The sequence below is a fragment of the Brevundimonas sp. LF-1 genome (genome assembly GCF_037055305.1).
Taxonomy (GTDB): domain Bacteria; phylum Pseudomonadota; class Alphaproteobacteria; order Caulobacterales; family Caulobacteraceae; genus Brevundimonas; species Brevundimonas sanguinis.
This window is the reverse complement of sequence record NZ_CP146349.1, coordinates 2,023,517-2,037,079: the sequence shown is the minus strand read 5'-3', so window position 1 is coordinate 2,037,079 and position 13,563 is coordinate 2,023,517. Positions and strand designations below refer to the sequence as shown.

General features: G+C 67.7%; 14 protein-coding genes and 4 pseudogenes. 9 read left to right on the top strand and 9 right to left on the bottom strand.

The features are described 5' to 3' along the window. Positions 1-4: 4 nt before the first annotated feature. From gmk to fabD, 9 genes and pseudogenes are all read right to left on the bottom strand, one after another. On the bottom strand, positions 5-646 hold the full coding sequence (gene gmk, locus V8F63_RS11305; protein WP_025976711.1) for a guanylate kinase: 642 nt from the start codon (positions 644-646) through the stop codon (positions 5-7). Then, positions 636-752: a DUF1732 domain-containing protein gene (locus V8F63_RS11300; protein ID WP_392355081.1), complete on the bottom strand. Its 117-nt coding sequence runs from the start codon at positions 750-752 to the stop codon at positions 636-638. The genes gmk and V8F63_RS11300 overlap by 11 nt, the downstream gene beginning before the upstream one ends. Before the next feature lie 11 nt (positions 753-763). After that, positions 764-1,171 carry a hypothetical protein gene (locus V8F63_RS11295; protein WP_392355080.1) on the bottom strand — a complete coding sequence of 136 codons (408 nt, stop codon included), beginning with the start codon at positions 1,169-1,171 and terminating at the stop codon, positions 764-766. After that, a complete protein-coding gene (locus V8F63_RS11290) occupies positions 1,078-1,524 on the bottom strand; it encodes a YicC/YloC family endoribonuclease (RefSeq protein ID WP_392353230.1) in 447 nt (148 codons plus the stop codon). Before V8F63_RS11290 ends, V8F63_RS11295 begins: the two co-directional genes overlap by 94 nt. Then, a pseudogene (gene mltG, locus V8F63_RS11285) lies at positions 1,521-2,725 on the bottom strand (endolytic transglycosylase MltG). The gene V8F63_RS11290 and the pseudogene mltG overlap by 4 nt, the downstream one beginning before the upstream one ends. Position 2,726: 1 nt before the next feature. Further along, positions 2,727-4,006 (bottom strand): annotated as a pseudogene (gene fabF / locus V8F63_RS11280) (beta-ketoacyl-ACP synthase II). A gap of 118 nt (positions 4,007-4,124) precedes the next feature. After that, entirely contained in the window at positions 4,125-4,364 is a 240-nt protein-coding gene (locus V8F63_RS11275) for an acyl carrier protein (protein WP_003165440.1), read from the bottom strand. 186 nt (positions 4,365-4,550) lie between these two features. Next, complete coding sequence (gene fabG / locus V8F63_RS11270; RefSeq protein WP_253108200.1) at positions 4,551-5,291, bottom strand: 3-oxoacyl-[acyl-carrier-protein] reductase; 741 nt, start codon at positions 5,289-5,291, stop codon at positions 4,551-4,553. 107 nt (positions 5,292-5,398) lie between these two features. Continuing rightward, positions 5,399-6,343 (bottom strand): ACP S-malonyltransferase, encoded by a 945-nt coding sequence (gene fabD / locus V8F63_RS11265; protein ID WP_392353228.1) that lies wholly within the window; start codon positions 6,341-6,343, stop codon positions 5,399-5,401. A 269-nt stretch (positions 6,344-6,612) separates the two neighbouring features. On the opposite strand from fabD, the gene rpsF reads away from it, so the two are divergent. The 9 genes and pseudogenes from rpsF (at position 6,613) to V8F63_RS11220 (ending at position 13,330) form a co-directional block, all read left to right on the top strand. Beyond that, positions 6,613-6,990 carry a 30S ribosomal protein S6 gene (rpsF, locus tag V8F63_RS11260; RefSeq protein WP_024353035.1) on the top strand — a complete coding sequence of 126 codons (378 nt, stop codon included), beginning with the start codon at positions 6,613-6,615 and terminating at the stop codon, positions 6,988-6,990. Between the two features lie 11 nt (positions 6,991-7,001). After that, positions 7,002-7,275: pseudogene (rpsR, locus tag V8F63_RS11255) on the top strand (30S ribosomal protein S18). 1 nt (position 7,276) lies between these two features. Continuing rightward, positions 7,277-7,861, top strand: a complete 585-nt coding sequence (gene rplI, locus V8F63_RS11250; RefSeq protein WP_025976705.1) for a 50S ribosomal protein L9 — start codon at positions 7,277-7,279, stop codon at positions 7,859-7,861. A gap of 387 nt (positions 7,862-8,248) precedes the next feature. After that, positions 8,249-8,647: a hypothetical protein gene (locus tag V8F63_RS11245; protein ID WP_392353226.1), complete on the top strand. Its 399-nt coding sequence runs from the start codon at positions 8,249-8,251 to the stop codon at positions 8,645-8,647. Then, positions 8,596-8,715 (top strand): annotated as a pseudogene (locus V8F63_RS11240) (hypothetical protein); the annotation flags it as partial. The gene V8F63_RS11245 and the pseudogene V8F63_RS11240, both read left to right, overlap by 52 nt. Before the next feature lie 105 nt (positions 8,716-8,820). Next, on the top strand, positions 8,821-10,698 hold the full coding sequence (locus V8F63_RS11235) for a TonB-dependent receptor (protein WP_392353224.1): 1,878 nt from the start codon (positions 8,821-8,823) through the stop codon (positions 10,696-10,698). Positions 10,699-10,879: 181 nt separating this feature from the next. Further along, positions 10,880-11,254 (top strand): hypothetical protein, encoded by a 375-nt coding sequence (locus V8F63_RS11230; protein WP_025976703.1) that lies wholly within the window; start codon positions 10,880-10,882, stop codon positions 11,252-11,254. Positions 11,255-11,303: 49 nt separating this feature from the next. Then, positions 11,304-11,654 (top strand): hypothetical protein, encoded by a 351-nt coding sequence (locus V8F63_RS11225; RefSeq protein WP_392353222.1) that lies wholly within the window; start codon positions 11,304-11,306, stop codon positions 11,652-11,654. Positions 11,655-11,824: 170 nt separating this feature from the next. Continuing rightward, positions 11,825-13,330, top strand: coding sequence for a replicative DNA helicase (locus tag V8F63_RS11220; protein WP_134580436.1), 1,506 nt, complete (start codon positions 11,825-11,827; stop codon positions 13,328-13,330). Positions 13,331-13,563: the final 233 nt, after the last annotated feature.

Below are 13,563 nucleotides of genomic sequence, written 5' to 3'. Positions count from 1 at the left end.
GGCGTCAGACCACTTCCTTCAACAGGGCCGCCTTATAGCCGTCGACCCACAGGTTGCGGCGCCGGCAGCTGCGCTCGGCGTGGTAGATGTGGGCCAGCTCGGCGTAGGATCGGTCGAAGTCCTCATTGACCAGCACATAGTCGAACTCGTCGCAGTGCTCGATCTCGCCCTTGGCGTTGGCGACGCGGCGCTCGATCACGTCCTCGGCGTCCTGAGAACGCGTCACCAGGCGGCGGCGCAGTTCCTCAAGGCTGGGCGGCAGGATGAAGACCCGCACGGCGTCGCCGGGGCATTTGGCGGCCACGTCGCGGGCGCCCTGCCAGTCGATGTCGAACAGGACGTCGCGGCCCTCGGCCAGCGCGCGCTCGACCGGGGCGCTGGGGCTGCCGTAGCGGTTGCCGTGCACATCGGCCCATTCCAGGAAGGCGTCGGCGTCGATCAGACGCTGGAATTCCTCGGCGGAGACGAAGTTGTAGTCGCGCCCGTCCACCTCGCCCGGACGGATGTCGCGGGTCGTCATGGAGACCGACAGTTCCAGCCCCTTGTGGTCAGCCATCAGGCGGCGGCACAGCGAGGTCTTTCCGGCCCCCGACGGGCTGGCCACGATCAACAGGACGCCACGGCGGGGAGTGCGGTTATTCGACATTCTGAACTTGTTCTCGAAGCTGTTCGATGACGGCCTTCAACTCCAGGCCGATTCCGGTGAGCGCGGTCGTAGCGGATTTCGAACAGAGGGTGTTCGCCTCACGCATGAATTCCTGCATCAGGAAGTCGAGTTTTCGACCGGCGGGGGTTGCTGCAACAGTGCGCGGGCCGAGGCGACGTGGGCCGTCAGCCGGTCCAGCTCCTCGCGCACGTCGGCCTTGGTCGCCAATGCGGCCGCCTCAAGGAAGACCCGCTCGTCCAGACCGGGCGCATCGGGCGCCAGTTCGCTGATCCGGCGGGTGAAGCGGTCGCGGATGGCCTCGACCTGGGCCGACGCCTCAAGCTCGGCGCGCGCGACCAGGGCCTCGATGGTTCCGACGAAGTCGTGGATCACCGGCGTTAGTTGCTCGCCCTCGCGCTGGCGCGACGCTTTCAGCGCATCCAGCGCCTGCTCGACCGTGGCGGCCATGGCGCTTTCCAAGGCGGCGCGGCCTTCCGCGTCCTCATCCTCTTCGGCGACCTCGATGACGCCGCGCAGGGCCAGCAGGCCGTCAGCGGAGGGCGCAGTGGCCCCTCCTGCGCCAACTGGTTGGCCAGCCGCAGATAGGTCGCCAGCACCGCCTCATTGACGCGCGGCGCGGGCTCGAACCCCTCGGCGCGCTTGGCCTGCAGGCCCAGCGTCACCTGGCCCCGGTTCAGGCGCGCCTGCGCCGCCGCCTTGGCCAGCCGCTCCAGATTGTCGAAGCCGCCGGGCCCGCGAAAGCGCGTCTCCAACGTCCGCCCGTTGACCGAACGCGCCTCGACCGTCCAGGTCCAGCCGTCCAGCCCGCCGTCGGCCCGGCCGAAGCCGGTCATGCCGCAGATATGACTTCCGCTCATCGCCCGGCCTCCGTCGGCACGCGAATGACCTTGGCGCCGGGCGGGATGGCGATGGCCGGGACGGCCTCATCCGTCATCGGCGCGGGCGAGGTTTCCGGCGCGCCTTGGCCCGGCGCCAGGCCGGCCTTGCGGCGCTCGATCTCGCGCCAGCGGGCCACGTTCAGCAGGTGCTCCTGATAGGTGCGGGCGAAGACGTGTCCGCCCGTGCCGTCAGCGACGAAGAAGATGTATTCCGAACGCGGCGGGTTCAGCACGGCCTTCAGCGCCTCTTCGCCCGGATTGGCGATCGGCGTCGGCGGCAGGCCGTCGATCAGATAGGTGTTCCACGGCGTCGGCTTGCGCAGCTCCGACAGCAGGATGCCGCGCCCCAGCGGCCGCCCCTTGGTCACGCCGTAAACGATGGTCGGGTCGCTCTCCAGCCGCATCCCCAGCCGCAGCCGGTTGGTGAAGACGGCCGCCACCTGGGGCCGTTCGGAGGCGATGCCCGTCTCCTTCTCGACGATGGAGGCCAGAATGACCGCCTCTTCGGGCGTCGTCACCACCGTGGCGGGCGAGCGGGCGGCCCACAGGGTCTCCAGCTTGGTCTTGGCGGCGCGCTGCATGCGGGCGACGACGGCGGCGCGGGTTTCGCCGCGCGTGACTTCATAGGTCTCGGGCCACAGGCTGCCCTCGGGCGGAACCTCGACCTCGCCGGTCAGGACCGGCTGCTTCATCAGGATGTCGACCGCCTGGGCGCTAGACCAGCCTTCGGGCAGGGTCACGTAGTGGCGCACCGACTTGCCGTCGACCAGCAGGCCCACCACCGTCGCCAGAGAGCGCCCGACGGCACCTCATATTCGCCCGCGCGGATCTTGCGGTCGGCGCCGGTCAGGCTGATCGCCGCACGAAACAGGTCGGTCGAGCGGATCACCCCCGCCGATTTCAGATTGGCCGCAATGGCCGGAACGCCCGCCCCGGATGGCAGGGTGACGATGGTCGCCTCCCCTTGCGCCGCTCTCGGCCCCGGCCCCCAGTAGATGGCCCACAGCGCCACCAGCGCCGCGACCAGGAACAGGCCCAGCGTCCCGGCGGCGGTGATCAGGCCGACGCCCAATCCTGTCTTGGGGCCGGAACGACCGCCTCCGCCCCCGCTTCCCTTTTTCGGAACGCGCGACTTGGGAATGCGAACCTTGGGGGTGCGGCGGGACGGAGCCTTGGCCAAGTCAGTCGACCTTCTTGAAGATCACAGAGGCGTTGGTGCCGCCGAAGCCGAAGCTGTTGGACATGGCGACATCGATCTTCATGGCCTTGCCCTTGTGCGGGACCAGGTCGATCGGCGTCTCCATCTCCGGATCGTCCAGGTTGATGGTCGGCGGCGCCATCTGATCGCGGATGGCCAGGACCGAGAAGATGCTCTCGATGGCCCCGGCGGCGCCCAGCAGGTGCCCCGTCATCGACTTGGTGGACGACACAGCCAGGTCCTTGGCGTGGTCGCCGACCAGCCGCTCGACGGCCTTCAGCTCGATCCAGTCGGCCATGGTCGAGGTGCCGTGGGCGTTGACGTAGTCCAGGTCGGACGGCTGCATCCCGGCCCGCTTCAGCGCCGCCTTCATGGCCCGCAAGCCGCCGTCGCCGTCTTCCGACGGGGCGGTGATGTGATAGGCGTCGCCGCTCATGCCGTAGCCGACGACCTCGGCGTAGATATTGGCGCCGCGCGCCTTGGCGTGTTCGTATTCTTCCAGAACCATGACGCCAGCCCCCTCGCCCATGACGAAGCCCGCGTGACCACGGTCATAGGGGCGCGAGGCCTTCTCGGGCGTGTCGTTATAGGCGGTGCACAGGGCCTTGCAGGCCAGGAAGCCCGCGATGCCGATCGGCACGACCGAGCTTTCGCGCCGCCCGCCACCATGACGTCTGCGTCGCCCAGGGCGATCATCCGGGCCGCGTCGCCGATGGCGTGGGCGCCGGTAGCGCAGGCGGTGACGACCGAGTGGTTCGGTCCCTTCAGGCCGTGGCGGATCGAAATCTGGCCCGAGGCCAGGTTGATCAGGGCCGAGGGGATGAAGAAGGGGCTGACGCGGCGGACGCCCTGTTCCTTCAGGATGATGGCCGTGTCGGCGATGGGGCCCAGGCCGCCGATGCCCGAACCGACCATGACGCCGGTCGCTTCCTTGTCGTCTTCCGTTTCCGGCTTCCAGTTCGCATCGGCCAACGCCTCGTCGGCGGCGGCGATGGCGTACAGGATGAAGTCGTCCACGCGCTTGCGGTCCTTGGCGGACATGACCTGATCAGGATCAAAGACGCCCGGCTGACCAGGCTCGCCGCCGCCGCGCCCGTCGACGCTGGGGACCTCGCCCGCGATGGTGCAGCCGTAGCCCTCGGTGTCGAAGGCGGTGATCGGACGGATGCCCGAGCGGCCTTCCAGGATGCCCTTCCAGACGTGCTCGACGCCCGTGCCCAGAGGCGTAACCAGGCCGAGGCCCGTGATGACGACGCGGCGCATGGTTCGCGCTCCTTCTTGGTCAGAATCGTAACCAGAAACACTAATGGCCGCCGGACGGTCCCGCTAGGGGTCCGTCACGGCGGCCATCAGCTGGTAAGTGCGACGAATCGCAGCCGGATCAGGCGGCCAGCTTCTCGTCGATGAACTTCACCGCGTCGCCGACGGTCTGGATGTGCTCAGCGGCGTCATCCGGGATTTCGACGTCGAATTCTTCTTCGAAGGCCATGACCAGTTCGACGTTGTCGAGCGAGTCAGCGCCCAGGTCGTCGATGAAGGAAGCCTTCTCGGTGACCTTGTCCGGATCGGCGTCCAGGTGGTCGATCACGATCTTGCGGACGCGTTCGAGGGTGTCGGACATGAGTGTCTCTCTTGCCTGTTTGAAATCGCCGTGATGGCGGGTCGTGGGTTGTTTCGCCGTGTCACGGCTGCCTGCCGGGATCAAGCCTCAATGAGACTCACCCCCGAAAGACGTCCGTGCCCTTTAGCACAGGGTGCGGAAGTGGAAATAGTCTGTTGCGCGTCGTGATGACACTTCACGCCTTGATCAAATCATCGCCATGCCGCCGTTAACGTGCAGCGTCTGGCCCGTCACATAGCCCGCTTCATCCGACGCCAGATAGACGGCGGCCGAGGCGATTTCGTCGCCCTCGCCCAGGCGCCCGGCCGGAATCTTGGTCAGGATGGCCTCGCGCTGCTGGTCGTTCAGCACGTCGGTCATCGGCGAGGCGATGAAGCCCGGCGCGATGCAGTTTACCGTGATCCCGCGCGAGCCGACTTCCTGGGCCAGCGACTTGGAGAAGCCGATCATCCCGGCCTTGGAGGCGCAATAGTTGGTCTGGCCGGGGTTGCCGGTGACGCCGACGACCGAGGTGATGCCGATGATGCGGCCCGAACGGCGCTTCATCATCCCCTTCACCGCCGCGCGGGTCAGGCGGAAATAGCTCTCAAGATTGATCTGGATGACGGACTGGAAGTCTTCGTCCTTCATCCGCATCAGCAGGCCGTCCTTGGTGATGCCCGCGTTGGCGACCAGGATGTCCAGCGGGGCGCCGGCCGCTTCCTCGGCGCGGGCGACCAGACCGTCGACCGAGTCCGCATCCGACAGATTGGCGGCGGCGAAGAAGGCGCGCTCGCCCAATTCCTTGGCCAGATCGGCCAGCACGGCTTCACGCGTGCCGGACAGGACGACCGTCGCCCCTTGCGCGTGCAGGGCGCGGGCGATGGCCCCGCCGATGCCGCCGGTCGCGCCGGTCACGAGGGCGGTCTTTCCCGAAAGATTGAACATTGAAATCTCCGCTCATCCCCGCGGAGGCGGGGACCTAGGCTTTAGCTTCAAGCGCCGCATCTCGTTCCCAAAGAACTGGGTCCCCGCCTCCGCGGGGATGAGCGGCTTCAGATGGATTTCGCGAAGGCTTCCAGCTCTTCGGCCGTGTTCAGCGCCAGGGCCTCGGCGGTGGGGGCGATGCGCTTGGCCATGCCGGTCAGCACCTTGCCCGAGCCGACCTCGACGAAGCGGGTCACGCCGCCTTCAGTCGCCATCCACTCCATGCTCTCGCGCCAGCGTACGCGGCCCGTGACCTGCTCGACCAGCAGGCGGCGGATGACCTCGGCGTCGGTTTCCGGGCGAGCGGTGACGTTGGCGACCACAGGCACGACGGGCGCGACGATCTTGGCGTCGGCCAGAGCGGCGGCCATCTCGTCCGCAGCCGGCTGCATCAGCGGGCAGTGGAAGGGCGCCGAGACGTTCAGCGGAATGGCGCGCGCGCCCAGCTCCTTGGCTTTCTCGATGGCCAGATCGACAGCGGCCTTGTCGCCCGAGATGACGACGTTGCCCTTGTTGTTGTCATTGGCGACGACGCAGACGCCCGCCGCCGAACCGGCCCTGGCGGCTTCCTCAGCCAGCGCCAGATCGGTCTTGGGCCCGATCAGCGACGCCATCGCCCCCTTGCCCACCGGCACGGCGCGCTGCATCGCCTGACCGCGCAGCTTCAGCAGGCGGGCGGTGTCCGACAGGCTGATCGCGCCCGCCGCCGCCAGGGCCGAATATTCGCCCAGCGAGTGACCCGCGACGAAGGCGGCGCGCGCCACGTCGACGCCGAACTCGACCTTCAGCACCCGCGCCGTAGCGACCGACACGGCCATCAGGGCCGGCTGGGCGTTCTCGGTCAGGGTCAGCTGATCGTCCGGCCCTTCGCGCATCAGCTCGAACAGCTTCTGGTTCAGGGCGTCGTCCACCTCGGCGAAGACCTCGCGCGCGCTGGCGAAGGCCTCCGACAGGGCGACGCCCATGCCCACCGACTGGCTGCCCTGACCGGGAAAGAGAAGCGCGAGGCTCATCCGGGATCGTCCGTCATCCGTTGAATCAAGCCGCGAGGGGTAGGCGAATCCCTCCCCTACGGCAAGAAGAAGGGCGGATGGACGCGCCGCTCGCCGCGCCCGCGCCTTGCCCTTTCACAGGTTTTCCCGTATAGGCGCGCCCTTTCCAGGGCTTCGGTCCTGCTGCGGAACGTCAAAGGGCCGGGAAACTCCCGTCCGCCGCATCAGGAGCCATCGTGGACGAACTCCCCGGTTCGCTCGCGCCGATGTCCGCCAAGGGAGAATACCGCATGGCTCTTTACGAGCACACGGTCATGACGCGCCAGGATATCTCGGCGCAACAGGCCGAAGCGCTGAACGACACCATCAAGGCTCTGATCGAAGAAGGCGGCGGCTCCGTCGCCAAGATCGAGTACTGGGGTCTGCGCAACCTGACCTACCGGGTCAAGAAGAACCGCAAGGCTCACTATTCGCTGATGGCCGTCGACTGCCCGCCGGCCGCCATGGCCGAAGTCGAGCGCCAGCTGTCGATCAACGAAGACGTGCTGCGCTGGCTGACCATCCGCGTCGAGGAACTCGACCTGGAGCTGTCGCCCCTGCTGGCTCGCCGCGAACGCGAGCGTGACCGCAGCGCCCCGCGCGGCGAAGACGCCGCGGCTTCGGAATAAGGAACCGGATCATGACCGATACGACTGCCCCCATCCCGGGCGCTCCGGCCGGCTCCGGCCCGGCCCGTCGCCCCTTCTATCGTCGCCGCAAGGTGTGCCCGTTCTCGCGCCAACGCGCCGAAGATCGACTACAAGGACGTGAAGCTGCTGCAGCGTTACGTCTCCGAACGCGGCAAGATCGTGCCCTCGCGCATCACCGCCGTTTCCGCCAAGAAGCAACGCGAATTGGCCAAGGCCATCAAGCGCGCCCGCTACCTGGCCCTCCTGCCGTACGTGGTGAAGTAAGATGAAGGTCGTTCTGCTGGAACGCGTCGAGAACCTCGGCGCCATCGGCGACGTCGTCACCGTCAAGGACGGCTTCGCCCGTAACTACCTTCTGCCGCGCGACAAGGCTCGTCGCGCCACCGAAGCCAACCTGAAGGCCTTCGAAATCGAGCGCGTCGCCATCGAGCAGCGCAACGAGAAGAACAAGGCCGACGCTCAGAAGATCGCCGACAAGATCGACGGTCAGAGCTACGTCATGATCCGTCAGGCGGGCGAAACCGGCCAGCTGTACGGCTCGGTCGCCGGCCGCGACGTCGCTGAGGCCGTCCGCGCCGAAGGCGGCAAGGTCGAGCGTTCGCAGGTCGTGCTGAACACGGCGATCAAGACGCTGGGCGTCCACGAGGTGCTGGTCCGCCTGCACCCCGAGGTCTCGGCCACCGTCAAGATCAACATCGCCCGTTCGGCCGACGAAGCCGAGCGTCAGGCCAAGGGCGAGGACGTGATCCGCAGCCAGTTCGACGACGAGCGTCAAGCTGCTGATCAGGCCGCTCAGGAGCTGCTGGAAGGCGGCGCCGGCCAACAGGAAGGCTTCGGCGACGAAGCCTGATCCTGTCGCTTCGGCGAGATGATCCAGGGGCGCTTCCGCAAGGAAGCGCCCCTTTTCTTTGCCCGGGTCCTGCCCTGCCGACAGGACGAGGCCGCCGCCTACCCTTAGCTTTTCTAACTAAGCCGTGAAGTAATCTCGATACCCGACGCCGTCTTCGCGCCGCAGTATCGCCGCGCCTCGCCACATTCGACGCGCCGGAGACGCCATGCCTTCAGTCCAGCCCCGCCCGACCCGGGAGCCGCGTTCGCAGGCCGCTCCCTGTCGCCGATGGGACTGATTTCGCCTCCCCGGAAACTTCTCGTTAGTCTTACCGACGCAGGCTTGGACCGTCGCGCTTTCAGTATGCGGCGCATTCCCCGCGTCCAACCAGAAAAGCTGATCTCTCCCATGCCCATCGCCTCGTTCCGTCGCCCCGCCCTTTTGGCCGCCGCGTCCGGCGCCGTCCTTCTGATCGCCGGCGCGGGCGCCGCCCAGGCCCAGAACGCGCCCGGCAGCGCCACCTCGGTGGACGACATCGTGGTCACCGGCACCCGCGTCGCCAACCGCTCCCGCCTGGACACGGTCGCTCCCGTCGATGTCGTCACCGCCGAGGCGCTGGAACAGCGCGGCACCACCGAACTGGCGGCCCAGTTGGCGGCGACGGTTCCGGCCCTGAACTTCCCCGCCCGTCGGCGACCGACGGCACGGACTCCATCCGCCCGGCCACCCTGCGCGGTCAGGGTCCCGACCAGACCCTGGTCCTGGTCAACGGCCTGCGTCGTCACCAGACCGCCCTGGTCAACCTGAACGGCTCGGTCGGGCGCGGCTCGTCCGCCGTCGATCTCAACGCGATTCCGTCCACGGCTGTCGAGCGGATCGAGGTCCTGCGCGACGGCGCTGCGGCCCAATACGGCTCGGACGCCATCGCCGGGGTCATCAACCTGCGCCTGCGCGAGGCCCGCGAAGGCGGCGGCGCCAGCGTGACCTACGGCTCCTATGTCACCGACTTTACCGGCTTCTATGGCCGCGAAGGGGACATCCGCGACGGCGACACCGTCACCGTCTCGGCCTGGCAGGGCTTCGGCCTGGGTCAGGACGGCTTCCTGACCGCCTCGGTGGAATACCGCGACCGCGACAGCACGAACCGCTCCGACATCAACCCCACGCTGGGTCGGGTCACCGGCGGCCAGGGCGACGCGGCGGTCGAGGATCTCTCGGCCTATCTGAATGCAGGACTGCCGCTGGGCAATGGCTGGGAGGCCTACGGCTGGGCCGGGTATCAACAGCGCGACGCCTCGGCGGCCGCCTTCTACCGCACCCCCACCGACAACGCCCAGAACCCGGACTATGGCTCCGGGCGCAAATATCCGAACGGCTACCTGCCCTACATCCTGACCGAGACCACCGACTGGACCGCCGCAGGCGGCCTCCGCGGCGAAGCCGGCGGCTGGGCCATCGACGTCAACCTGGGCTATGGCTCGAACAAGATCGAGTTCGGCGCCGAAAACACCATGAACCCGACCTATGGGATCAACGGCCAGACCTCGTTCGACGCCGGTTCGCTGGAATACGGCCAGCTGGTGTTCGGCGCCGACGCCGCGCGCCAGTTCGATCTGGGCTGGGCCGGTCCGCTGAACGTCGCTGTCGGTCTGGAAGCGCGCCGCGAAACCTACAAGATCGGCGCGGGCGAAGAAGCCTCCTATGCCCGCGGCCCCGTCCTGAGCGCCGGCGGGACGGCCCTGAGCTGGGGCTCGCGCGGCTTCACCGGCTTCACGCCCAGTAATGAAATCGACGAGGACCGCAGCAACGTCGGCGTCTATCTGGATCTGGAAGGCGAGGTCGTCGAAAACCTGACCCTGTCCGGCGCCCTGCGTTACGAGAACTATTCGGACTTCGGCGACAACGTCTCGGGCAAGATCGCCGGCCGCTACGACTTCAACCCGCACTTCGCCATCCGGGGCGCCCTGTCGACAGGCTTCCGCGCGCCCAGCCTGCAACAGCAGTATTACACCCAGACCGCCGTCCTCTACATCAACAACGTCCCCTATGAGACCGGCACCTATCCCTCTGTCAGCGACGTGGGTCTGGCGCTGGGCGGCACGGCGCTGGAGGCCGAAACTTCGGTCAACTATTCGCTGGGCTTCGTCGTGCGCAACGGCCCGTTCGAGCTGACGGCCGACGCCTACCGCATCGACATCGACGACCGGATCATCCTGTCCGAGACCCTGACCGGCAGCAACACCGCTGCGCCGGGCAGCAACGCCAAGACCATCTTCGACCTCTTGGCCCCCTATGGCGCCACGGCGGCGCGCTTCTTCATCAACGGGGTCGACACCGAGACGACCGGCCTGGATGTCGTGGCCCGTTATCGCGCCGAAACCTCGGTCGGCCACCGCCTGGACTTCACGCTGGCGGGCAACGTCAACGACTTCAAGGTGACCAAGACGCCGATGACGCAGACGGGCGTCCTGCCGACGCCGACCTCCCTGTTCGGGCGTCAGGCGGTCACCCGCTTCGAAGAAGGCACGCCGCCGTGGAAGGTCGTCTTCCAGACCGACTGGGAGGCGCAACGTCTGGGCGGCACCTTCCGCCTGACCGGCTATGGCGACGTTCTGGCCGCCGGCGCGACCGAAGCCACCGACCTGCAACTGGGCGACGCCCTGGTGGCCGATGTCGAGGCCCGCTACCGCTTCAATGATCGCGTCACCGTCTCGGTCGGCGCCGACAACATCCTGGACCAGTATCCGCGCCAGAGCCTGCGGGAAAACAATACCACCGGCGCCTTCCCCTTCTCCAACTTCTCGCCGTACGGCTTCAACGGCCGCTTCGTTTACGGGCGACTGGCGGTGAAGTGGTGATCGCTGCACAGCGCGCGCCCGAAGGCTTCCCCTCCGGCCTTTAGAGCCTACCTGTCTCGTCAGGCGCGGCGGGCATCGCAGCCGCCGCGCCTGACAAAAACTTAATGCACGACGGCGTTCGACGGGCATGGTTCCGCCGCAAGCGGCACGTTAGGCTTCATCGTCGCTCGAGAGGAAAGCCATGAAAGCCGCTGCATTCGCCGTCGTCGCCGCCCTGGCTCTGTCCGCCCTGCCGGGAGCCGCCGCCGCCATGTCGGTTCAGGAGTTCCTGACCTCGGCCAACCGCATCCCGCGCAATCCGACCGCCCTGCTGCGGTCGGACACGCGGCGGCTGATGAATGAGATAGGTGGGGCCTTCAAGGCCGTGCGCGACGATCAGGCCGCCGCCAGGGCCGCCGGCCGTCGCCCCGCGACCTGCATCCCCGAAGGCAAGATCAGCCTGTCGGCAGAGCAGATCCTGGCTCGCTTCAACGCCATCCCCGCCCAGCGGCGCAACATCAGCGTCAATCAGGCCGTCCGCGAATGGATGGGCGAACGTTATCCCTGCCCGGCCTGACAGGCGCCCGCACTTGCACGGCGGCGTCGGCGAGCGCATTTATCGCCTCATGTCGCGTTTCGTTCCCGCCCTCATCGCCGCGCCGCTGGCTTCGGCGGCGCTGTTCGCCGCCGCTCCCACGGCCCAGGCCCAGTCGTCCGACATGACGGTCCAGCAGTTTCTGACCATCGGCCAGAACATCCCGCGCAATCGCGCCGTGGCCATGATGCGGCCGGACACCCGTCGCCTGATCCGCGAAGTCACCGGCGCCGTCAGCACGGTGAAGGCCGAGCAGGCCTCGGCCGTCTCGGCGGGCGCCGCCCGGCCCACTGCATCCCCGCCTCCGGCACCGGCATCACGCCTGAGACGCTTGTCGCCCGCTTCGAGACCATGCCCGAGACGCGGCGTCGCGTCACCGTGACCCAGGCCGTGCGCGACTGGATGGTCGAGCGCTACCCCTGCCGCAACTGACGACCCCGCACTGATCCGACAGCGGTTTTCCGCGCCCGTCCACAGGCGCAGGCGACTGTCCACGACCACGACCGCGCCCGCGTCTGACGCAGGGCGCGCCTATGGCTATTGATGATGTCGATGAACGCTTTCGCCCCTCTGCCCTATGATTCCGCCCACGACCCCGTGCAGGTGTCGTCCATGCCCCACAACCTGGAGGCGGAGCAGGCCCTGTTGGGCTCGCTGATGTTCGACAACGCCGTGTTCGAGCGCCTGTCGGACCGACTGCGCGGCAGCCATTTCTACGAGCCCTTCCACCAGCGCCTGTTCGACGCGATCGAGGACCACATCCGGCAGGGCCTGCTGGCCGAGCCGACCATCCTGATGGAGCGGTTCAAGCAGGACCCGGCCTTTCAGGAGTTCGGCGGCCTGCGCTATCTCGCCGACCTGGTGGACCGTGCGCCGCCCGCGGCCAACGCCCCCGACTACGCCCGCGTCGTCTATGATCTGGCCTTGCGCCGCGAGCTGATCCGCATCGGCGGCGAGATCATCAAGGAGGCGCCCAACCCCGAGACGCCCGCCGACGAACAGATCGAACAGGCCGAGCAGACGCTGTATTCCCTGGCCGAGACGGGCAAGCCGTCGTCGGGCTTCGTGTCCTTCTCGCAGGCGCTGTCGGGCGCCGTCGAAATGGCGGGCGAGGCCTATCAGCGCGAGGGCAAGCTGGCGGGCCTGGCCACCCGTCTGGACGACCTGGACCAGAAGCTGGGCGGCCTGCACCCCTCCGACCTTCTGATCCTCGCGGGCCGTCCGTCGATGGGCAAGACGGCGCTGGCGACCAACATCGCCTTCAACGTCGCCCGCAACTATCGCTGGGAGCCGACGCCGGACGGCGGGCGCAAGACCGTCGATGGCGGCGTCGTCGCCTTCTACTCGCTGGAAATGAGCGCCGAACAGCTTGCCATGCGTATTCTGGCCGACGCGTCAGGCGTGTCCTCGGACAAGCTGCGTAAGGGCGAGATCGACGCCTCGGACTTCGGCAAGATCCGCGACGCCGCCATCGAGATCGGCGAAAGCCCGCTCTACATCGACGCCACCGGCGGCCTGTCCATCTCCAAGCTGGCGGCGCGCGCGCGCCGGCTGAAGCGGATGGAAAACGGTCTGGACCTGATCGTGGTCGACTACCTCCAGCTCGTCACCACTGGCGACAGCGGCGGCCAGAAGAACCGGGTGCAGGAAGTCTCCGAAATCACCGGCGGCCTGAAGGCGCTGGCCAAGGAGCTGAACGTCCCCATCATCGCCCTGTCGCAGCTGTCGCGTCAGGTCGAGCAGCGCGAGGACAAGCGGCCGCAACTGTCCGACCTGCGGGAATCGGGCTCGATCGAGCAGGACGCCGACTGCGTCATGTTCGTCTATCGCGAAAGCTACTACCTGGGCCGCGCCGAGCCGCGCGAAGGCACCGAAGAACACCTGAAGTGGCAGGAAGACATGGACCGCCTGCAGCACCAGGCCGAGGTGGTCATCGGCAAGCAACGTCACGGCCCCATCGGCATCGTCAAGCTGGCGTTCGATTCCAACACCACCCGCTTCGGCAACCTGGCCCACGACGGCCGCTACGGCGGCGCCTATGCGGATATCCCGGAGTAGGGCGAGGCGTCGCCCCTCGCCCCTACGCGCGCCATCTCGCCCCCCAATCTCCGTCATCCTCGGGCTTGACCCGAGGATCGAGCGCAGGGCGCGCTCGGCCTTTTCCAATGTCGCGCAGGCGGACAGCCCGATCCTCGGGTCAAGCCCGAGGATGACGATGTGGAAGCCTTGAAGCAAAACCCGGTAGCGCCGCCTGAGCAGCGGCCTATAACCCTTTTCATGACCTCCCCGCC